A 23,177-nucleotide genomic window follows, 5' to 3' on the forward strand; every position below is an offset into this window, starting at 1 on the left:
TATCTTAAATACCTATTTACAATGAAAAACAATTATTACAAACTGATTTTCCTATTTGCTTTATCCTCTTTTACAATCTCTTGTAGCAATGACGATGACGACAATACTAATGAAACTCCAAAGGAAACTTTAACTGAATATAAATTTTTGAGAGTATTACTTTCTGATGAAAAAACAACAGAAATCACACTCGTAAATCCAGTTGATGGTACCTCTAGTTTTTTTAATGCAAAATTTGCAAAGTCAACTGTTTACACTACTGAATCAGGCAGATATGCAGGCATCATTCATGGAGCAAACAATACAGTAGAAACTTTTGACAGTGGATTTGAAGGTCATGGTGACCATGTTGATGTAGACGGAATTCCAAAATTTGGTGCTTTAACAGGACAATCATCTAAGCCTACTCATTTTAAAAGTAAAATAGGAGAGCTATTAACTTTTAATGATGGAGATGGGACGCTATCTGTAGCCAAAGAATCTGAGGTTAATACAGCTGGAGCTAAATTTAAAGTAATTAATGCTGGTTTATTAGCTCATCATGGTGCTATGGCAACTTTTTCTAATGGAACTTATGCCATTACCGAAAAAGATAATTCGGTTGCAGGAACACTACCTGAAAAAGTAAAAATCATAGATAATATTGGTAAAACTTTGTATGAAGCTACAACTCCAACAAAAGGAATTCACGGAAACGCTTCAGACGGAACCTATGCTGTTTTCGGCTCAGCAAGCGGTGTACTTGTAGTTGAAAGTTCAGGAAAACAAAAACTTATCGCTCTTCCTGAAGATTTTGGGACATCATGGTTTGGAAGTATTTTAGAAACAAAAGCCAAAGGAAAGTTTATAGGTTATACTGCAGCAAAAGGCGCCTATCTAATTGATGTTGCAAGCGGAACAATTAAACCAATTTTACAAAGTGTAGATATTGTACAATGCAAAGTAAGTTACAACAAAACTAAACTGGGCATTTTATTGCATAACGGTGAATTTAAATTATTTAATTTAACTACGTTACAAGTTGAAAAACAAGGAAAAGTAATTGGTGAAACAGCAAAAGATGCTTCTATGAAGCCCCAAATTGAACTAACAGAAAACTTTGCTTACATTACTTCTCCAACTACTGGAGAATTATTACAACTGAACTTGCCTACTATGTCTATTGCTAAGAAAATGAAAGTCACTAATACTCCTTATAGAATTACGATTCTTGGCTTCGAAAACAGTAAAGGTCACTAAACTTAAGTTCTTATTTTATTACAAATAATTAATAATAGAAGGCGATAAACTATTTCCTATCGTCTTCTATTATTTTACTTTATCCCTAATAGGTTAAAAAGCTCTTCTTTTTTATTTAAAGCTATTGCAATTGACTTACCATTAGTTAGCTCAACTGTATTGCCATTAATGCTTCTCACAGCTTCTAAATTAAGAATAAACGAACGCTGTACTCGAAAGAAATTTGGAAGATTAAGAATCTCCTCCATTGCTTTAAGAGTGACCTGTGTTGTAAAGCTTCCAGAAGGGATAATAATTTTGAGATAATCTCCCTGAGCTTCTATATAAAGGATTTCATTGAATAAAATTTTCACCAGCTTTCCTTCAGATTTAATAAATATCCTGTCAGTATGAATTTGTTGCTGAAGTGTTGCTATCTGACTTGATGTAACTTTATCTTTGGCTCTATTGACAGCCTTTAAAAACCGATCAAATCGAACCGGTTTTACCAAATAATCTGTTACACCAGCTTCAAAACCATCCAAGGCAAAATCACGATGCGCTGTAATAAAAATCACTACAGGCGGATACACTAACGAGCGTAACAATTCCATTCCGCTAATTTTAGGCATTTGAATATCACTAAAAACAATATCCACCGCATTATTATGTAAGTACGCCAACGCTTCAACTGGATCTTCAAATGAAGCCGACAGCTCTAGATATGGAATTTCTTTCACGAAAGTTTCAATAACCACTCTCCCAAGTGGTTCGTCATCTATAACAATGCAAATTAATTTATTCATTAGTCTAAATCTATTTTTAAATTGACTTTAAATTTTGTTTCCAAATTTTCAATATCCAGTTGGTGTTTGTTAGGATACAATAATTGCAGTCGTTTACGAGCATTTCTAACTCCTATACCGCCAAATTCATTATCTTTTATCCCTTGCTCTACATCATTTTCAAGTTCAAAATAAAACGTTCTATCCTGAACTTTTATGTTCAAATAAATAAACTGTTCCTTATTTCCTTTAAGCCCGTATTTAAATGCATTTTCTATAAATGTGAAAGTCAAAAGTGGCGCTATGTACAATCCTGATAAATCTTCTCCTTGAGGAATATGAAATTGAATATTTTTATTAGCCGAATATCTCATTTTCTCCAATTCGAAATAATTTTTTATAAAATCCAATTCCTTTTCCAATGCTACTTTTTCGGTATTCGATTCATAAAGTGTATAACTCATAATATCCGAAAGATTTAAAATAACTTCTGGTGTACTGTCGTCTTTTTTTATCGAAAGGCCATACAAATTATTTAATGTATTAAATAGGAAATGTGGATTGAGCTGTGCTTTCAAAAAGTTTTTTTCAATATTAATGTTTTGAATTTCTAATGCTGCTTTCTGACTCTGAATATTTAAAGTTTTATTATAAAGCTTCGAAATTTCAAAAAGGATTTTCACAAAAAAGAAAGGAGACAAAATTGAAATAATGATGAAGGCTTGAGAAAACATTCTCTTCATTGAGATTGCTTGCAAAAACGTTTGACTTGCACTCATTCCTATAGCCCCCTTCAATTCTCCTTTAAGAATTTCGAAACCGAGTGAATGATACAGCAACGAAAAAAAATAAGTTACTGCCATCCAAACAAAAATAGATATGATAAAAGTAAACAATAATAGAATTACCATTCTGGCTTTACCTCCCGAAAAAATCTTTGGTAGCAATAAATAAAAGAACATATAAAACACAATCATATTAACAGTTGTCATCCTGATGGTAAGAATAAAAGCATTGAAATATGAAAGTTGATAAGCTAGGACATAACTCAAAATTAGCAATATTGAAAAACTCAGCCACATAAAGACATGAAGTAGAATCCGATTGCTCTTGGTATAAAATTTATCAAAATTAAATTCAGCTATTTTACTTGCCAAGTAATTTGAGAAAATCTTTGTGTCTTGCATTAAATACATTTTATATGAAGCAAATTTAAATATAGTTTTAGAAGTTGTTACTTTAATTATAATATTCTGATGATAGCATTTATTATATTAATCGTATTGTGACCTAGAATTGGATATATAATATTACCAGAAAATTTTCGCAATACACCAAGACTTAAAGATGAGATTAGGGTTAGGTAAATTATCGTAATAATATCAATCTTAAATTGATAGTCTTCTGTTATAAATACCCCGTGACCAACACCAAATAAGATGGTAACGATAAAAAATCCCCAGCCAAATTTAATTCCTTTAACATTCCATTTGGGTAAAAATGCTTTATCCAGAAGCCATAAACTGATTCCTCTAAATACAATTTCTTCTGTTAAACCGGGCATAGTAGCCTGAAAAGCAAACGTTTCAAAATCAAACGTCCCCCCTTTTGGAAACAAAATTAGCTTGAAAACAACATCAAAAAGTAAAAATCCAAGGAAAAACAAAATTCCGAATTTCAGTTGTTGTTTTGAATTGCCTTTTGACGTAAATCCAATTTCTTCACGGTCATTTTTACTTACCGAAAAGACAATTCCTAGAGCTAAAATTAAACTTAGTATTTTCCCAATCCATGTGAATTTTAATCCAATAAATTCAAGACTGAGATAGCGTTGGCTAAACTGTTGCAAGTAGCAATCTGCTAAAAAGTAAAGCACAAAAAACAAGAGAAATTTCAGGTTTACTTTCTTAACATTAATAAAAGCAAAAATGAAAAGTGGCAAAATTGTTAAAAGCCAGATAAGTGGTGTAAGTGATGACATATGTTATATTTTTTAATCAAAAGTAATAGCACAATACCTAGATTAAAAAACCTACCGACGAAAGCCCTCCTGCCACCGATGAAAAATAGTTGCTAGTCGATGAGTAATTTTGAAAAACTAAATGCTTCCTAATTTAATAAATTATAAATTTTTCAAATCATCAACTGTATAAAACTTAAGATTATTATCTATTGCATATTTACATAACTCTTCTAAAGCTGCCAGTGGTGTTTCTAGCTTTTCATCTGCTTTGTCTACTGTTTTATGACCATAGAAAACAACAATTTTATTATGCTTTTTGGCATAATCCATTAGGGTTTTATAATAATCAACATTAAACTGTTTATAATCATCATCGATTCCTAAACCGTAAATAACTCTATTTCCTTCGTAGTAGCAATACTGTGATTCGGGTGGAAGCATTCCGTAGGTTGTACCTCTTATAATATCAAAATATTTCAATAATTCCTTATCTAAAGTAGCATCACGGGCTCCATCAGGATAAGCGAATGAACGGATGTTAAATCCATCTTTATCCATAATTTCTTTAAGAGGTATTATCTCATTATCGATATATTTATTAATTCCATATGCAGCAGAATATTTAAGTGCATTCTCATGATTATAACCATGTGCAGCGATATCATGTCCCATATGTTGTAAGTAGTGCAGTTTTTTCTTTTGCTGGGTTGTCAAAGAATCATATTTACACACAAAAAAAGTTGCCTTCCATCCTAGATGACGCAATCTTTTTTCGGCATTATACCAATCTTCCACATAATTATCATCAAACGATAATAGTATTCCTGGCTGATATTCTTTTGCTTTAGACACAACAGATTTAGATTTTTCTTCTTCAGAATAAATACGTGCAGTAATAAATAAAACACCTACAGTAAAAAGCCCAATAAGAGTATATGTAATTTTATTCATAAGAGAGATTTTGCTATCTAAATTTAGTTATTATTTTATAAAACGAATACCAACAATCAATTATAAATAAAATTATTATTACGATAAACTACTTTACCCAAACATTATGATTCTGGTATAGTTATATTATTACATCTATAGATTAAAACTTAAAATAAAAAACTACTTTAGAGGCGATAGAATAAGACTTCTTTCTGTTTAAATTTGCAACTCAATAATTACTTCATGGATTCTTTTACTCAGATTGTGCTAGGAATTGCAACTGCCGAATTATGCGCAGGTGATAAACTGCAACGTAGAACTATTTTATATGGGGCTATTCTAGGCACTATCCCAGATCTCGATGTTGTTATTGGACAATTTTTAAATCCTGTTGATGGTGTAGCAATACATCGGGGACTAAGTCATTCCTTATTATTTTTCGGATTACTTTCGCCTATCTTAGGTTGGCTTATTGCCAAAATAGAACGAGGGAAAATTAATTTCCGAACTGCCTCTCTGATGGTGTTTTGGTGCTTGTTTACCCATGTATTACTAGATATGTTTACTTCTTGGGGAACGCAAATTTTCTGGCCTCTTCCTGATCGTATTGCCCTGAAAACTATTTTTGTAATTGATCCTCTATATACACTTCCGCTACTTATTTGTTTGATTTTAGCTTGGCGAAAACCTACTTCCGCTTTGAGGAAAAAATATGTTTTACGAGGTATATACCTCAGTTCGTTTTATCTATTGCTAACTTGTGTACTAAAACTTTATGCATTACAACAATTCAAAAATGCACTACAAGAACAACATATAACCTATGATGATCTCATCGTAAAACCAACTGCATTTAATTGTATTTTATGGAATGCCAATGTAGCGACTAAAGATGCCTATTTATTGGGCGATTATTCACTTTTGATAGCCAGCCAATTACTTTTGAAAGCTATAAAAAAAACAATAATCTTTCACAACAACTTAGTGGAAACTCTAATTTTGAAACCTTGAAAAAGGTAAGTGAAGGATGGTATATTGTAACTAAAAAAGATAATGAGTATCACTTTAATGATTTGCGTTTTGGTTTACTTACTAAAGATCCTAAACAGCCCCAATTTGCTTTTAGTTATGTTTTTAAAGATGAAAATGGAAAACTAAAAGCGCAAGAAGTTCCTAAAGAAAAACGTGATGGAAAAGCCTTAATGAAAGGAATATTAAATCGAATTAAAGGGAATTAAATTTTACTTTTTCTACCTGATATACCAATTTTTCACGCAAAGTCACAAAAGAAATTGTGTATAAACTTTGTTGCTTGGTGACTTTGCGTAATAAATTTATTCGGTACAGTATTAAAAGTTTTTTTCTTGATTTAATGACATTCTCCGGACACTTCTGAATCTGGGCTGTGTATCAAATTAATCACACCCATACACTACTTTACATACTTACTACAAAGCAGTTTATGTAATTATACATCGTATAAATATTATTTGTATTTTAGTAGTTCAAAACTACTATATGACCAAAAACTTCCTTTACTCCGTTTTGTTCAGTTGCTTTTTTTCTTTTTGCACTTTTGCACAAGGGCAATCTCTAAACTGGATAAATTCTCATGCAATACCCATTACTAACAATGAGAATGATAATAAAATCTTTTATTCGCGGTTAACTAATCTACTTAAGGATAACAAAATTTGTGGATTGGGTGAAGCTTCTCATGGCACTCATGAATTCTATACTGAAAAGAATCACATTATTAAATACCTAGTTACAAATTCCCAATATAAAACGATTGGTTTCGAGTTTGGATATTCGGCAATGGCACCAATTAATACGTATTTACTAACTGGAAAAGGAGATTTAAAACAACTCATGAAACCGTTACGCTTATTTAATACAAGCGAAATATATGATTTGTTTGAATGGGTAAAAACATATAATGCCTCCAAACCTCTGAAAGATAAAGTTACTCTTTTTGGTTTTGATACTAATTATATTAAATCGGATGTTGACGCTTCTGCCAACTTTTGTTCCGCTTATTTAATTAAAAATGTTTCTCATTATACTAATGGGCAAGCAGCGATACCAGTTTTAAAAAAGATAGCTACTCCCGATTTTCCTATATATGAATTATCTGATGAAGAAACAGAAATTATCTCTAAATTAAATGCTGAAGTAAAATTGAAAGGAACGGCAACTATTAAAGATCATAACGAATTTAAAAAATATGTATCTCTTTTATATCAAAGCACGTTAGTATCTAATCCTTTGGCTAGAGATAAATTTATGTCCGAAAATCTTATCGACTTTCAGCAAGAAAATAAAAATAAAACGATCATTTGGGGACATAATATCCATTTTGCAAAAGATACTAATATGCCTAAAGCCGAGGGAATGGGATATCATTTAAAGCAAAAATATGGCAATGAATATTATGCAATTGGTTTCGATACTTATAAAGGAAATGTTACTGTATTAGAAGGTAATAATTATGTACAACAAAGCTTTGAAGCATTACCAAAATCATATTCGGCGTTGTTTGCTGAAGCTAAGTTCCCTAATTTTTTTATATCCTTCGATTCTTCTGAAGAAAGTCCTTTCTACAATGCCAACGGAAATATAACCAATATTTATTCAAGTTGGACCAACGCGATAGCGTTACCAATGAAGCCCGGTATTGATTTTGACGCTTTGATTTTTATAAGAGAAACAACTCCTTCAATTATATTGAAATAAATATAAACTTAACCATTGATCTTTTTTTTAAGCGTATAGAGATATAGTCTAATAAAGCCTGAAAATACGTTTCACTTAAAATAAATCACATAAGGCTATGCGAAAAAACTTTTTTTTATTGAATCGCCTTTAGTTATAAATTCTATTCCAATAGCTCAAATCCATATCTCTATGTGTTAAATGTTATTTTTATAACCCGAGCGAAGCGAATTGACGAAGTAATCACATCTAACAGATTAAACTTATTTTCATCTAATAAAAAATGCTCGAATATACAACTGATGTACATTCAAGCATTTTTATTTATACTTACTTTTTTATCTATTTTCCTTGAGCCAAACCACGTGTTAACCAACCACTTTTATTTGCTGTAAGGATAGCATAAGGTGTTATCCAAAATAATCCAAAAGTGAAAAGAATACTATATGAATACGCCCAAAATGACTCTGATATATTATGTCTTTTAGCATAAAATAAAGCTGAAAAACTGGATACAATCATGATGCTTAAAAGTGTAGAACCAAAAAACAATATTGGATGTACTGCTATAAAGAAAAACATAAATAAGACAAATGGAAGTGCCATAACAATCTTTAATGATTGATCTAAAAATAACAGTCTTGTACCAAATTTAGATCCTTTTCTAAAATCTTTAAAAACATATTTTGCCATCATTAAACTCTCACGTACATTACTTCTCCCCCATCTGATAAACATTTTATACAATCCTGTATATTCTTCAGGTACATTAGTTAATACGTATGAGTTTCTTTGAAACAATACTTGACGTCCTTGTTTTAAAATCATATTCGTCATTGCACGGTCTTCACCAATATCAGAAGGTTGTCCCATAAAAGTTTGGTTAATCCATTCTGGAAGGCACTCATAAACTGCCTCACTACGATAAGCGGCTAAAGCTCCCGGAGTACATAACACTGAACCTAAAACACTTTCGGCAGAACGAGCAAATTCAAAACTCATTACAAAACTCACATTAAGCATTTTTGGAAGTATCGCTTTTTTGTTATTTAAAACGAGAACATTTCCTGCTACAGCTCCACAATTTTTATTTATAACAAACGGACTAACCAAATTTCTCATTGTGTCTTTTTTCACAACTGAATCACTATCTACAGTTACAAAAATTTCTCCCGTTCCTAATTCAAATCCACGGTAAAGTGCATGACGTTTTCCTTTGTTTTTAGGTTGCTGATAAATTGACAATCTATCTCCTAATTTTACTTTTGCTTGTTGCATCCAGTACCAAGTATCATCTTTACTTCCATCATCAATAGCAAGTATTTGCATTTTTTGCTCCGGAAAATCACTTTCTGCTAAACTTATTAAAGTATCTAAAACCAACTTCCCTTCATTATAAGCTGGAACAATTATCGTACAAGTTGGTAATAACTCATCGCTAACTGATTCGATAGGCTTGTAACGAAAATAAAGGAATAAATTATATAGAAAAACTCCTGTCTTAAATATAAAAAAGACTGTAGCTATTACCAGAAAAGGATACCCCCATGTTGAGTTTATTCTTTCTATTTGAAATTGATCAAAGTCTGCTTGGTATTTATAAACTAAAAATGCCCCAGTTAACATTAATATAAAACTGCTTATAAGTACAATAAAACCTAATGGACTTGAGTTTAATTTTAATGCTTTCTTTAAAGATTTACTGTTAATACTAAAAAAAGAACTTGCTAAAGAGTGTTCACTATCATTTGTACCGCTGTTTGTAGCGTATAGTTGTTTTGAGATTGTTTCAGTTTTCATGCTTGTATTCTTGTATTACTTTCGATTTCTATTTTACGGCTCTTATTAAAATGCCCTTTCTTTTTTCATTCATTTTGTCGTAAATAATGAGATACAACGATCAAAATAAAGTGTGTAAAAGTTTAGACAAATCATAATTAGCAAGCCTTGTGCCATTTTCATTTTTAATAGAAAATGAGGCAATTACGATAGTAATTTCAAATTTAAAGTGTGTATCCGTTACCCAAATTGTGTAAAAATTACACACATTGTATCTTTATACAAAACAATTAGAGTCTGTACAAAACACACGAAAACTTGTCTTTCTGAGGAACAAAGAACCACATCTGGTAGCTCGACAATTTAGGAATACATTGTGTTAGCATCTTGCGGAAATTCTTCTTTCATCAGAAATCACAAGATTGTGCAAAAAAAATTATTTATCAGTAGTTAATTCTTTAATCAGTTCTTCTAATTTGTTTCCATGAATATTCTTGGCAAGAATAATTCCGTTTTTATCAATTAGCGCATTAAAAGGAATAGATTGAATTTTATAATCTAACACAGCTGGAGAATCCCATAATTTTAAGTCACTTACTTGAATCCAAGGCTGTTTTAATTTTGCTATAGCTCCTAACCAAGCCGTTTTTTTAGAATCTAAAGAAACTCCATAAATCCTAAATTTGTTAGGATACTTTTGATACAATTTTAATAATTCGGGTTGCTCTTTAACACAAGGACCACACCATGATGCCCAAAAATCGACTAATACCAATGAGCCTCTCAACGAAGAAAGAGATATTACATTGCCTTTTGCATCTGGAAGATCAATATCTGGAATTATATCTCCTATTTCAAGGCCTTCGGTTTGTGCATTAGAACTAGTATATGAGCAGATTAAAAATGCAAGCGTAAAAAATAAGTTTTTCATAGGTAGGCGTTAATTTACAAGTATTTGGGATGCTTCGTTATATTATAAAATAAATTATTATTAATATCTCTTTACTTCTTGTGGCGAATTTAGAACTATTTTTTACTAATAGAAATTGTTTTTACCTAAACAAAGTAGTTTTTATATTCATTAACCCAACGCTATTAATACCGTTTATTTAAAATATAACTCCAAATAAAAAAATATTTTAATATTGAAAATCAAATTCTCATCATTGTTTAAAAATTACATTAAGTTTGTAATACATCTCTGAATATAAATAGCACTACGATGAATTTAAAAGACTTATTAGACATTAGCAAAGACAAAAGCCTTTCTGGACAAAAATGGCACATGCTAAGACAGGCAATTACAAAACGCTTATTATCTGAAGGTAATGCAACAATTGCTGAATTAAGTGCTGAATTACAATCGAGTGTTCCTACAGTTACCAAAGCTGTTAATGAATTATTGCTAGAAGAATACGTAGTCGATATGGGTAAAATTACCAATAGCGGCGGAAGAAGACCTTCTTTATATAGTATTAACCCAACCAGCGCTTACTTTTTAGGAGTCGAAGTTGGTATTTCGGGAATGTCTATTGGCTTGCAAAACATCAAAAATGAACTTGTAAGTGTTGATTTAAGAACCCCTTTTGTTTTACAAAACACACAAGAATCATTATTAAAATTTTGCACTTTAATTAATTCATTTATAGAAGATAGTTCTGTAGAAAAAAAATTGATTGTAGGTGTATGTATCAACTTTTCTGGACGTATTAACTCTATGGAAGGCTTTAGCTACAATTACTTTTTTAGTGAAAACCGACCATTAACAGAAATCATTTCAGAACAATTAGACTTACCTGTTCACTTAGAAAATGATACTCGAGCCATGACTTTTGGTGAATATTGTGAAGGAGTTGTAGATGATGAACAAAACATCATATTTGTAAATTATAGCTGGGGAGTTGCAATTGGTATTATTACTGAAGGAAAGCTTTATTATGGAAAATCAGGCTATTCTGGCGAATTCGGACACAGCACCATTTTTGATAATGATATCATGTGCCAATGTGGAAAACTAGGATGTTTAGAAACGGAAATTTCAGGTTGGTCTCTAATAAATCAATTTAAAGATGCTATAAAAGAAGGAAAACAATCAAAGGTAATTCTAGATGATAGTACTCCTGCTCTACAACACAACGCTATTATTACTGGTGCTGTAAATCTAGAAGATACTCTTTGTATCGATCTGATTACAAAACAAAGTGAAAAAATGGGACGTTATTTATCTATACTTCTTAACATATTTAATCCTGACTTATTAGTAATTGGTGGTGACTTTGCACAATTAGGTGACTTTGCACTTTTACCAATTCAAACTGCATTAAAAAAATATTCTCTAGGTTTAGTTAACCGAGATATGAAACTTAAAAAATCTACTTTAGGGCGTCGCGCTGGCGTAATTGGGGCTTGTTGCGTAATAAAGGAAAAAATGTTATCTCCTTTAATTAACAATTAAATTTCACATCTTCTTTTAATTATTAAAAAAATTTAATAATTAAACATCTGTTATTAAATATATTTATATATTTACACCATGATAATAAATTATGGGAAGATATTCTATATAATAGATTTAGTAATCTTCATTTATACTTCTCATTTATAATCGTCTCAGATTAAACCAAAAATGAGTATCGTTTATAAAATAATTTAATATTAAAAAAGAGAGGTCTCTTAAAATAGTATAGCAATTAAATCAAAATTTAATTCGACATATATATTATTATTGGAAAGATACTATCTTGAAAAAATTAAATACAGTACGTTCTCCAGATTAAAGGAAGTTTGAGGAACATTAACGATAAGACATATAAATAAAAAGGAAACACCCTTTTACAAAAGATTCATTTGTGATCTATAAAAAAAGCCAGCAGGTCGAGAAAACATTGCTGGCTGAGATTCTTAACAAAAAGAATTACGATTAGAAATCAAATAAATAAACCAAGAAGGAAAATTATTACTAACTAACCATTACAAAAGTATGAATTTATTACCAAAAAGTAAGCCTAAAAATTTTAGACTTACATCTAAGTTCGTAGATGTTATGAAATTAACCTCTATTTTTCTACTCGCCTTAAATGCACAAGAGGCGGCGGCTACAGTATCTTCAAAAACTATTTCAGTCTCAGAAAAAAACGTAACTACTAAATTAAATCCAATTCTAAAAAAGGTTACTGGAACTGTAACTAATGAAAAGGGTGAAGCTTTGCCTGGTGTAAATATTGTTGTTAAAGGAACCAATATTAGTACACAAACCAATTTTGACGGTAGTTTCATTCTAGAAGCACCAGATAATGCCACTACATTAGTAGTATCTTATATTGGTCTTCAGGATCAAGAAGTTGCTATTACTTCAGCACCACTTACTGTTGTTCTAAAAGAAGTAGGTGAACAAATGAATGAGGTTATTGTTGTAGGATATGGTTCTCAAAACAGAAGAACTTTAAGTACAGCTGTTTCTAAACTAGACAAAAAAGTTTTAGAAAACGTACCTTATTCAAACGTTACACAATCATTGCAAGGAAACGTTACAGGTTTAGTCGTTCGTACTTCATCTGGTCAACCTGGTAAAGCATCAAACATTTTAGTTCGTGGAGGTACATCAATTGATAATCCATCTGGAGCTACTCCTTTATATATAGTAGATGGTGTTATTCGTACTCAAATTGACGATATCAACTCTGCAGATATTGCTTCACTTCAAGTATTAAAAGATGCGGCGGCAACATCAATCTATGGTGCAAGAGCTTCTAATGGGGTTATCATTATTACAACAACTACTGGTAAAGCGGGTAAACTTAAAATTACTTATAATGTATCTACTCAAAATAGCCAAATCGGTAAAAAATACGATTTTATGGATGGCGGTGAGTATATCAGATTGCAACGTTTAGGTTTGTACAATGCAGCCGAAATTGCTGGACTAAATACAACTACCGGTATAGCTAGATTAGGACAACTAACAGGAGCAACTCCTGCTGGAACAGGTAACAACCTACAAAACAATACTCCGTTTGCTACTTTATTAAAATCTAACTTAACGCCTGAAACAATTGGACAATTGCAAGCAAAAGGATGGCAAGAAATACAAGATCCTCTTAATGCTAGTAATACAATTATGTATAAAAGCACCAATTGGAATGACGTTTTATTCCAAAATGCAATTACTCAAAATCACAATCTTGGTTTTAGTGGTGGTGGCGAAAGCGGTGTGTTTGACTTAAGCTTAGGTTATTTAAAAGGAGACGGTATTACTATATTTACTGGATACCAAAGATTTACAAGTAAATTAAATGCCTCTTTAAAATTAGCAGATAATTTCACAATTAATGGTCGTGTATTATATTCTAAATCAAGCAACAATCAAGTTGTGGCTAATAGCGTTGTTTTCAACAGATATTTAGGAAACTCTCCTACTACAAAATTATACTTAGAAGATGGAACTCTTGCTCCTGGGCAAAATAACATCAACGGAAATCCATTGTACCAAATGGGAAAAGTAAAAGGTATAAACGAAAATAATAAATTACAAATGAGCGTTGATGGTGATTTAAAAATCACAAAAGATTTAACTTTCACTCCATCTATGTCTCTTTATAGTGAAAATGAAAACGATAACACTTTTCAACAAGCATTTTTAAGCGGTAATAATGGTCTAGTAGATAATACTCGTACAGCAACAAGATTAAGTAATCAGATAGCACAATTTCAGTACGAAGGGGTTTTATCTTATAACAAATCATTAGAAGCAATTGGAGATTTTGATGCTAAATTAGGAGTTTCTAAATACGACAGAACAATAAAATCTTTTAATGCATCTGGAAAAGGAAGCCCGTCAGATTTAGCTCAAACTTTAGATTCATCTCCTGTTCCTGTTTCTGTTTTTAGTAACAATACAAAACTGGTTTTAAATAGTGTTTTTGGTCGTGTAAATTATGATTACAAAAGCAGGTATTTCGCAACAGCATCATTCCGTTACGATGGTTCATCAAGTTTAGGACCAGACAATAAATATGGTTTCTTTCCTGGAATCTCTGCAGGATGGAATATACAAGAAGAAAAATTCTGGGGAAAAGTTGCTCCTAAATTTGTTTCTTCTCTTAAACTTCGCGGAAGTTACGGGGTGAATGGAAACTTAGGTACATTGGGCGATTTTCAAGCAGGAGGATTATACTCAGGTACGACAAACGGACTTCCTAATAGTTACAACGGTCAATCGGCAATTGTAAATTCACAAATTGCAAATCCAGGTCTAAAATGGGAACAATCACAAACAATAAATGGAGGATTTGATATAGGATTAAATGAAGATAGAATTAGAGTTATTGGGGATTTCTATAATAAATTAACGTCTGATTTATTAACCAACTTAACGCTTCCTTCTAATAGTGGTTTCTCTACCGTATTAACTAACCTTGGAGGATTAAGAAGCAAAGGTTTCGAATTAGAAGTTATTGCAAATGTTTATAACAAAAATGATTTAAGAATCAATGTTGGGGCAAACGTTTCTCACAATAAAAACGTTATTGAAAAACTTCCTTTCAATGGAAATTTAAATAATAGAATTGGTGGAACTGAAATTTGGGATGCTGGAAGTGGTACTTACAAATTTGTTGGAGGATTACAAGAAGGTCAAAAAATTGGAGATTTCTATGCTCACAAGCAATTATACATCCTTTCTACTCAAGCAGAAGCTGATGCATACAATGCAAAAGTTCATGATACTTATGTGACTAAAACAGCTGGTGGAAACAATCCAACGGGTAAAAAATTTGCTGGAGATGCTGTATTTGAAGATACTGATAATAATGGTGTCATAGATAGTAGAGACAGAACGTATATGGGAAATATGTTCCCGAAATTTGTAGGTGGTTTCAACTTCGATGCAAGCTACAAAGGATTCTCAATTGCAGTAAGAACAGATTATTCATTAGGAGCTACAATATACAACGAAGCAAGAGCACGTTTCTTAGGGCAATTTCAAGGTAACTACGGATTATTGGCAGAAAGTGCTCAATCTTGGCAAAAAGAAGGTGACATTACAGATGTACCTCGTTACCGTTGGGCAGATCAAACAAATCAGAATAACTTATTCCGTTCAGAAGCGGGAGGAGCTGCTTATAATACCAATATGTTTCAAGGAAATAGCCGTTACTACGAAAGTGGAGATTACCTATGTATAAGAGAAATTACATTTAGTTATAACCTTCCAAAAACACTTGTTGAAAAAGCAAAATTAACATCTGTACGTGTATATGTAACAGGAAGCAACTTATACTACTTTACTAAATATAGCGGTTTAAGCCCAGAAGTACAAGGTATTGATGGAGGTTCTAGTTTAGGACTTAATGCTGCTGGTTCTACAGGTACTTATCCAGTTCCTAGAAATATTATACTTGGTTTAAATATCGCTTTGTAAATTTTAATACTAAAATCATGAAAAAGAAAATTCTTTTATACACAATACTTCTTTCTAGTCTTTCTCTATTTAACTCATGTCAAGATGATTTAGACTTAAAATCTGATAGCGTTATTACCTCAGACAATTTCTGGAAAACAGAAGATGATGCCAAAGCTGGTGTAAACGGTATGTACGTTAATTTTAGAACACAAACCCAACAAACGTATTATTTATTGGGTGGAGCCAGAAGTGCAGAAATAACTTCAGGTGTACAATCGCCTTTAAATTTGGCTTTCTACTACAATAACACCCTAACTCCTGCAACTATAGATGTAGACTGGGCAGGTTTATACACGGTAGTACATCAGGCAAATTTAGTTCTTAAATATGTTCCAGGAATTCAATTTAGCCCATCAACAGTAAACGAGCAAAAAAGATATATTGCACAAGCATACACAATGCGCGCAATGGCTTATTTTATTATGGCTCGTTCATGGGGAGGTGTGCCAATTGTTACTAAACCAACTGAAAATACAAATCAGTCAGAATACATCATTCCTCGTAATACAATTCAAGAAACATTTGCATTTATAAAATCAGATATCGAAGCGGCAATCGCTAATTTTCCCGATGCAACCAATAATAAAATACAGCTTTCGCTTCCGTCTGCTTATGCGCTAAAAGCGGATGTGAATTTATGGACTGCTAAACAATTAAATGGTGGTACTGCAGATTTAAATACTGCTTTAGCGGCAATAAACGCAATACCAAATACTGCATCATTATTACCTAATTTTAAAGATGTTTTTGCTTACGATAAAAAAGGAAATGCAGAAGTATTATTTGCAGTTCGTTATTCACTAGCAGATTTACCTTCAAATTTATCAGACAACTGGAACTCATTTATGTTTATTGGTCCAAGTGATTTTGCTCCATTAACAACTGCAACTGCAATTGCTACTTTTGGAACTTTGGGTAGTGGTGCTGGTAATGCAGGTATCTCAAGAGTGCAACCAGATATTACAAGATTTAATTTCGATGCAACTGATACTAGAAAAATGCCACTTATTTAACTCTATACAACGGATCAACTCCAGTAGTAACAGGTTTGGTAAAATACAACGGAACTGTTGATGGTACGCAAAGAAGATTTGTAAGTGATATTATCATATACCGTTTGGCAGACATTTTATTAATGAAAGCTGAAATTAAAAATGCTTTAGGTCAAGATCCTACAACAGAAATGAATCTTGTTATGCAAAGAGCTGATCCTTCAGCTTCATTTACTAACAGTTCACAAACTGCAAATGATGATGCTATTTTAAATGAGCGTTTAAAAGAATTGGCTTTTGAAGGAAAAGCATGGTGGGATTTAGTTCGTTTTAATAAAACAAGCTTAGTACCATCGATGACAGCTAATAAAGAAGTTTTATTTCCTATCTCTCAAAATACTATCAATTTCAATCCGAAAATTGTACAAAATCCACTTAGCAAATAAATTCTAAGAACTAAAATTAAAAAAATGACTGGGAATTTAACCGTTCCCAGTCTAATAAAAATAAAAGACAACAACACTTAAAAATAATCTCATGAAAATCGAACATTTACAAGGTCTTATTTCAGCACCTTTTACCCCATTTAACAGCGATGGAAAATTAGACGTTAGCCTAATTCCAGCCTATTATACTTTTTTAAAGAAAAACAAAATCACTGGTGCTTTTATCAATGGTTCTACAGGAGAAGGTGTTTCGATTACATTAGAAGAAAAGAAAGCGGTAGCACAAGCTTGGGCAGACTGTTCTAATCATGATGCCGATTTTAAAGTAATGGTATTTCTTGGAGGTACTTGCTTAAGCGATTGTATAGACTTAGCCAAACACGCTTACGAAATAGGTTTATATGCCGTTTCATTAACAGCGCCTTTCTATTTTAAACCTGCCAATGTTGATATGCTGGCTGAAGCTTGTATAGAAGTAGGTAAAAGCGTTCCAAATATGCCTTTTTATTACTACCATATTCCAGTATTAACAGGAGTTAATGTAGCTATGTTTGATTTAGTAAGAGCACTAGATGGCAAGCTCCCAAATTTTGCTGGAGTAAAATATACGCATGAAGATTTTATGGATTTCCAAAGTTGTATGAGTTATGAAAATGGGAAATTCGATATGCTTTGGGGACGTGACGAAAATATGTTATCTGCATTAGTATTAGGTGCCAAAGGTGCTGTAGGAAGTACATTTAACTATGCAGCTCCTTTATACTACGATTTAATTGATGCATTTAATGCCAATGATTTGGTTAAAGCACGTGTTTTACAACAAAAATCAATCAATATGATTCGTTTATTAGGTAAATATGGTGGAATCTCAGTAGGTAAATCATACATGAAATTAGTAGGTCATAATTTAGGAGAATTTAGATTACCCGTTAAAAACATGTCAGCTGAACAATTCGAATTATTTAAAAAAGACGTTGACAGTTTGAACTTCAATGAATTTAAATCAAAATAATCCTAGTTAGTTTTTTAAACAAACGCTATGAATAAATCCTTTTTTTATATAATCCTTATCTCTTTTATTATGTCAACAACAGTTGCTTTTTCTCAAAAAACAAATATTAGCCACGTCGAATGGAAAAAAGCTGCGCAGTTGCTGAATCCTGATGGAAGTTTGTCATTAGGTTTTGCAGGGCCTATTAACGGTATTAGCAACAATGCCTTGATTGTTGCTGGCGGAGCAAATTTTCAGGAGAAAATGCCTTGGGAAGGAGGAAAAAAACATTATTCAAAAGAAATTCATGTATTACAGAAATCAGGAGATCAATACACTTGGGACAAAAACGTACTAACTACATTACCAGAACCAATAGCGTATTCAGGAAATACAGTTACAAATTTAGGAGTGGTTTATGTAGGTGGAGAAAATGAAAATGGTCTTTCGAATAAGGCATATATTTTAAATTGGAATGCCAATAAAAATGAAGTCGAAATTAAATCTTTACCAAATTACCCAATAGTAGTTACAAATATTGCCCTTACCCATATCGATAATGTAGTTTATGCAATAGGTGGTGATGAAGTAAAACGATCTTCAGATTTAGTTTTCAGTATCGATTTAAACAAAGCTAACCCTGAATGGAAAGCGTTGCCAAAATTACCAATGCCTCTTGCAAATTCTGTTGCAGTAGTACAGAATGATAAAAACGGAAAGAACATATATATCATAGGCGGAAGAACAAAAACACCATCTGGCATAAGCGATTTACACAATACCACTTTTGTATTTAACTTTAAAAAACAAATCTGGGAAAATCGCGCCAATATATCTGATGGAGAAAACACAACCAACTTTTCGGCTGGTGCTGGAGTAGCTATAGGAAATGAATATATTTTAATCGTTGGAGGAGATAATGGAAAAACTTTCCATAAAATAGAAACCTACTTATCACAAATTGCTAAAAGCGATTCGGATGAAGAAAAAACAAGGCTTATCGCCGAAAAAAATAAATTAAACACAACACATACAGGTTTCTACAATGCCATCTTATTGTACAATACCCATACCGATAAATGGTCAAAAATTGGTGAATTACCGTTTCTTGCACAAGTAACAACAACAGCAACAATCTGGGATGATAAAATTGTTTTATCCAATGGAGAAATAAAGCCTGGGGTACGTACACCAGATGTAATGTTGGGAACAGTGAAATAGCTTTGGCTTAAACAATTTAAAACATAGTGCTTTTCGTTTTATTTTTAAGTAAAACACCTGATTAACCACCAGTGAAAAAAAACTATGTTTCTATGTATTATCAAAAAAACTAAAAAACTAAAGATTTTAAAGTATATCAAAATATGAAAAACTCTAAATATTATCCTTGGGTAATAGTAGCGTTACTATGGATTGTAGCACTACTAAACTACATGGATAGGCAAATGCTCGCTACCATGAGACCATCGATGGAAGCTGACATTCCTGAACTTGTTTCGGGTGAAAATTTCGGACGTTTAATGGCTATATTCCTTTGGATTTATGCTTTAATGAGTCCAATATCTGGTATCATCGCTGATAAATTAAACCGTAAATGGTTAATTATAGGCAGTTTATTTGTTTGGTCAGCAGTAACCTACGCAATGGGCTATGCAACAACCTACAATCAGGTTTATTGGTTAAGAGCGCTTATGGGAGTTAGTGAAGCTTTATATATACCTGCTGGTTTATCATTAATTGCCGATTATCATCAGCAAAAAACAAGATCCTTAGCTATCGGTATTCACATGACAGGACTTTATGTAGGTTCGGCATTAGGTGGTTTTGGCGCTACTATTGCTGCAAAATACTCTTGGCATTCTACCTTTCATCATTTTGGAATTATAGGAATCGTTTATTCTTTTATTTTGGTTTTTCTGTTAAGTGAGAAAAAAGTTTCGGAAGTAATAAAAACAAATAAAAAAACTGGAGAACAAACGCTATTTAAGGGCTTAGCACTATTGTTTACCAATATTTCCTTTTGGGTAATCTTATTCTATTTTGCCATTATTAGTTTGCCGGGCTGGGCTACCAAAAACTGGTTACCTACCTTATTCTCTGATAACTTAGGAATTTCGATGGATCAAGCTGGGCCATTGGCAACAATTACAATCTCATTCTCCTCATTATTAGGAGTTATTTTTGGAGGAATATTATCAGACAAATGGGTACAAAAAAACATTAAGGGTAGAGTTTATACTAGTGCAATTGGTTTAAGTTTAACCATTCCGGCATTAATGCTAATTGGTTTTGGAGATTCACTCTTTCATGTAGTGGGAGCAGTATTATGTTTTGGAATTGGTTACGGAATGTTTGATGCGAATAATATGCCAATCATTTGCCAATTTGTTTCATCTAAGTATCGAGCAACAGCTTATGGAGTACTAAACATGACAGGAGTTGGATGTGGTGCGCTGGTAACCTCATTATTAGGTAAATCTGCCGATACAGGAACTTTAGGTTTAGGCTTTGCGTTAATGGCAGGAGTTGTTTTGGTAGCACTAATAGTCCAAATAAGTTTTCTTCGCCCCAAAGTCAATGACTTTGTAGAGGCATAGCATTAATTAGTTCACCCTACATTTTTAAAGTTTAAAATAATTAGTTGGCTTTTGTTTTTTATGAGCTAGGGCGGAGCCTTACATTCCGCCCAGCCTATATTATGCCTTATTTTTAAAAATAGCTGAGAAAAAATGAATACAAAAAAACGATATCTATTTTTTTACATATTTTTTATTTCGATGATTTCAACCTTTGAAATCATTGCGCAACAAGCAATTGTAAAAATAGCATGTATTGGCGATTCGGTAACCGCAGGATATCTTTTAGCCAATCCCAAAACTCAATCCTATCCTTCACAACTACAAGTTTTGATGGGTAAACAATATGAAGTCAAAAACTTTGGACACAGTGGAGCTACCTTATTAAAGAAAGGAAGTACCCCTTATTATAAAACTACAGCATGTGCTGAAGCAATTTCATATAGACCTGATATTGCTATTATTCATTTAGGCCTAAATGATACCGATCCAAGAAATTGGCCTAATTACAAAGAAGATTTTAACGCCGATTATTCTTGGTTATTGGATACTTTAAAAAAGCAAAATCCAAATGTAAAATTATATATCTGTCGCATGACACCTATATTTAATGAGCATCCCCGATTTAAATCAGGAACTAGAGATTGGTTTTGGCAAATTCAAGAACATATTGAAGAAATTGCTACAGCAAATAAAGTAAACCTGATAAACCTACACGAAAAACTATACAATCGTCCAGAACTTTTTCCAGACGCTTTACATCCGACAACAGAAGGTGCTACAATTCTGGCACAAACTGTTTATGAAAATATAACACAAGATTATGGCGGACTAAAACTCGCTCCCATTTTTACAGATAATATGGTCTTGCAACGCAATCAACCAATTGTTATTTATGGCAATGCCAATGGTGGTGACAAAATAGAGATAACTTTAAACAGTCATAAAGAAGTTGTCACAACCAACCTATACGGAAAATGGAAAGCTACTTTTCCTGCCATGAAACCAGGAGGAAAACATGAGATAAATATCTCTTCAAATGGCAAAAAATTAGTTTTAAAAAACATACTAATTGGTGATGTTTGGTTTTGCTCCGGACAATCAAATATGGCATTCCCATTGCAAAAATCTGAGAATGGAGTTGCCGAAGTTAAAAATGCCATTAATAATACAACTCTTCGTTTATTCAACTACAAAGTGATTCAGGAAACCGATGATATTGCTTGGGATTCTACCACTTTAGCAAAGACCAATCAATTAAAATACTTTTCTGGAAAATGGGCAATTAGTGATTCCATTAGTGCCAAAGATTTTTCGGCAATAGCCTATTATTTTGGACAGAATATCATTCATGAAGAAAACGTACCAATAGGATTAATACAAGTTGCAGTAGGCGGATCTCCTATAGAATCCTGGATAGACCGATATACTTTAGAACATGATGATAAAGTAGTTGATGTATTAACCAACTGGCGCAAATCTGATTTTATTATGCCTTGGGTTAGATCACGTGCTGATGTAAATTTAAAAAATGCCACAAATCCAAAGCAACGTCATCCCTATGCTCCTAGTTATAATTATGAAGCGGGCGTAACACATTTTACAGCATTCCCAGTAAAAGGAATTCTATGGTATCAAGGAGAAAGCAATGCGCACAATGTTGAATTATACCAACACTTAATGCCAACATTAGTAAAAAGTTGGCGCAAAGCATGGGGAACTTCCCTACCCTTTTATTACGTGCAGCTATCCAGTATTGACCGTCCTACTTGGCCTTCATTTAGAGAAATGCAGAATAAATTGCAAAAAGAAATTCCAAATAGCAAAATGGCAATCAGCATGGATTATGGCGATTCCATCAATGTACATCCTATTAAGAAAAAACAGATTGCAGAACGTTTGGCACTTTTAGCATCGCAACATACTTATGGAAAACCTGTTAATGCTAATGGTCCATCTGCTTTAAAAGCAACTCAAAAAGCAACTCACATTGTAATAACTTTTTCAAATACCAAGCAATTAGCTACTGCAAACCAAAAGGAATTAGTTGGCTTTGAATTAGTAACCGACAAAGGAATTCGTATTGAAAGTAAAGCAATAATCGTAAAAGATCAAGTTCAAATTGAGATTCCAAAAAACGAACAAATAAAAAAGATTCTATACGCATACAAACCATACACAAAAGCAAATCTTGTGAATGAAGCCAATTTGCCATGCTCCACTTTTCAACTCGAAATAGAGACTAATGTAAATAGTGTGAAAGATGAAATGTGAAAGATGAAAAATGTGAGATGAGAGATGAGAGATGAGAGATGTGAG

General features: G+C 32.4%; 18 protein-coding genes. 12 read left to right on the forward strand and 6 right to left on the reverse strand.

Features of this window, described 5'->3' with window-relative positions; translation table 11 throughout:
- The first annotated feature begins 21 nt into the window (after positions 1–21).
- A complete protein-coding gene (locus EAG11_RS08700; RefSeq protein WP_129538843.1) occupies positions 22–1,239 on the forward strand; it encodes a hypothetical protein in 1,218 nt (405 codons plus the stop codon).
- A 74-nt stretch (positions 1,240–1,313) separates the two neighbouring features.
- Here EAG11_RS08700 and EAG11_RS08705 read toward each other — a convergent pair whose 3' ends face one another.
- The 4 genes from EAG11_RS08705 to EAG11_RS08720 all read right to left on the reverse strand — a co-directional run bounded on the left by EAG11_RS08705 (position 1,314) and on the right by EAG11_RS08720 (position 4,917).
- Positions 1,314–2,024: a LytTR family DNA-binding domain-containing protein gene (locus EAG11_RS08705; RefSeq protein WP_129538844.1), complete on the reverse strand. Its 711-nt coding sequence runs from the start codon at positions 2,022–2,024 to the stop codon at positions 1,314–1,316.
- Positions 2,024–3,190 (reverse strand): sensor histidine kinase, encoded by a 1,167-nt coding sequence (locus tag EAG11_RS08710; protein ID WP_207209630.1) that lies wholly within the window; start codon positions 3,188–3,190, stop codon positions 2,024–2,026. Before EAG11_RS08710 ends, EAG11_RS08705 begins: the two co-directional genes overlap by 1 nt.
- A 56-nt stretch (positions 3,191–3,246) precedes the next feature.
- Entirely contained in the window at positions 3,247–3,984 is a 738-nt protein-coding gene (locus tag EAG11_RS08715) for a type II CAAX prenyl endopeptidase Rce1 family protein (protein ID WP_129538845.1), read from the reverse strand.
- A 141-nt stretch (positions 3,985–4,125) separates the two neighbouring features.
- Positions 4,126–4,917: a polysaccharide deacetylase family protein gene (locus EAG11_RS08720; protein WP_129538846.1), complete on the reverse strand. Its 792-nt coding sequence runs from the start codon at positions 4,915–4,917 to the stop codon at positions 4,126–4,128.
- Between the two features lie 225 nt (positions 4,918–5,142).
- On the opposite strand from EAG11_RS08720, the gene EAG11_RS08725 reads away from it, so the two are divergent.
- The 3 genes from EAG11_RS08725 (at position 5,143) to EAG11_RS08730 (ending at position 7,635) form a co-directional block, all read left to right on the forward strand.
- Positions 5,143–5,910, forward strand: coding sequence for a metal-dependent hydrolase (locus EAG11_RS08725; protein WP_242499308.1), 768 nt, complete (start codon positions 5,143–5,145; stop codon positions 5,908–5,910).
- Positions 5,907–6,137 carry a hypothetical protein gene (locus EAG11_RS22195; RefSeq protein WP_242499309.1) on the forward strand — a complete coding sequence of 77 codons (231 nt, stop codon included), beginning with the start codon at positions 5,907–5,909 and terminating at the stop codon, positions 6,135–6,137. Before EAG11_RS08725 ends, EAG11_RS22195 begins: the two co-directional genes overlap by 4 nt.
- 463 nt (positions 6,138–6,600) lie before the next feature.
- A complete protein-coding gene (locus tag EAG11_RS08730; protein WP_164998678.1) occupies positions 6,601–7,635 on the forward strand; it encodes an erythromycin esterase family protein in 1,035 nt (344 codons plus the stop codon).
- Positions 7,636–7,956: 321 nt separating this feature from the next.
- Here the strand turns inward: EAG11_RS08730 and EAG11_RS08735 are convergent, their stop codons facing one another.
- The gene (locus EAG11_RS08735) at positions 7,957–9,414 is read right to left on the reverse strand and encodes a glycosyltransferase family 2 protein (protein ID WP_129538848.1); all 1,458 of its coding nucleotides are present in this window, start codon (positions 9,412–9,414) and stop codon (positions 7,957–7,959) included.
- Positions 9,415–9,829: 415 nt separating this feature from the next.
- The gene (locus EAG11_RS08740) at positions 9,830–10,324 is read right to left on the reverse strand and encodes a TlpA disulfide reductase family protein (RefSeq protein ID WP_129538849.1); all 495 of its coding nucleotides are present in this window, start codon (positions 10,322–10,324) and stop codon (positions 9,830–9,832) included.
- 291 nt (positions 10,325–10,615) lie between these two features.
- Between EAG11_RS08740 and EAG11_RS08745 the strand changes: the two genes are divergently transcribed.
- The 8 genes from EAG11_RS08745 (at position 10,616) to EAG11_RS08780 (ending at position 23,132) form a co-directional block, all read left to right on the forward strand.
- Complete coding sequence (locus EAG11_RS08745) at positions 10,616–11,848, forward strand: ROK family transcriptional regulator (protein WP_129538850.1); 1,233 nt, start codon at positions 10,616–10,618, stop codon at positions 11,846–11,848.
- 525 nt (positions 11,849–12,373) lie between these two features.
- Positions 12,374–15,811 (forward strand): TonB-dependent receptor, encoded by a 3,438-nt coding sequence (locus EAG11_RS08750; RefSeq protein ID WP_129538851.1) that lies wholly within the window; start codon positions 12,374–12,376, stop codon positions 15,809–15,811.
- A gap of 17 nt (positions 15,812–15,828) precedes the next feature.
- Positions 15,829–16,866: a RagB/SusD family nutrient uptake outer membrane protein gene (locus EAG11_RS08755; protein ID WP_129538852.1), complete on the forward strand. Its 1,038-nt coding sequence runs from the start codon at positions 15,829–15,831 to the stop codon at positions 16,864–16,866.
- Positions 16,867–16,901: 35 nt separating this feature from the next.
- Positions 16,902–17,291 carry a RagB/SusD family nutrient uptake outer membrane protein gene (locus EAG11_RS08760; protein ID WP_129538853.1) on the forward strand — a complete coding sequence of 130 codons (390 nt, stop codon included), beginning with the start codon at positions 16,902–16,904 and terminating at the stop codon, positions 17,289–17,291.
- Positions 17,292–17,382: 91 nt separating this feature from the next.
- The gene (locus tag EAG11_RS08765; RefSeq protein ID WP_129538854.1) at positions 17,383–18,303 is read left to right on the forward strand and encodes a dihydrodipicolinate synthase family protein; all 921 of its coding nucleotides are present in this window, start codon (positions 17,383–17,385) and stop codon (positions 18,301–18,303) included.
- Between the two features lie 69 nt (positions 18,304–18,372).
- Complete coding sequence (locus EAG11_RS08770; protein ID WP_242499310.1) at positions 18,373–19,503, forward strand: galactose oxidase; 1,131 nt, start codon at positions 18,373–18,375, stop codon at positions 19,501–19,503.
- A gap of 143 nt (positions 19,504–19,646) precedes the next feature.
- A complete protein-coding gene (locus EAG11_RS08775) occupies positions 19,647–20,879 on the forward strand; it encodes an MFS transporter (RefSeq protein ID WP_129538856.1) in 1,233 nt (410 codons plus the stop codon).
- A gap of 132 nt (positions 20,880–21,011) precedes the next feature.
- Complete coding sequence (locus EAG11_RS08780; protein WP_129538857.1) at positions 21,012–23,132, forward strand: GDSL-type esterase/lipase family protein; 2,121 nt, start codon at positions 21,012–21,014, stop codon at positions 23,130–23,132.
- Positions 23,133–23,177 lie beyond the last annotated feature (45 nt).

Source organism: Flavobacterium sp. 140616W15 (genome assembly GCF_003668995.1).
In the GTDB taxonomy this organism is placed as follows: Bacteria; Bacteroidota; Bacteroidia; order Flavobacteriales; family Flavobacteriaceae; genus Flavobacterium.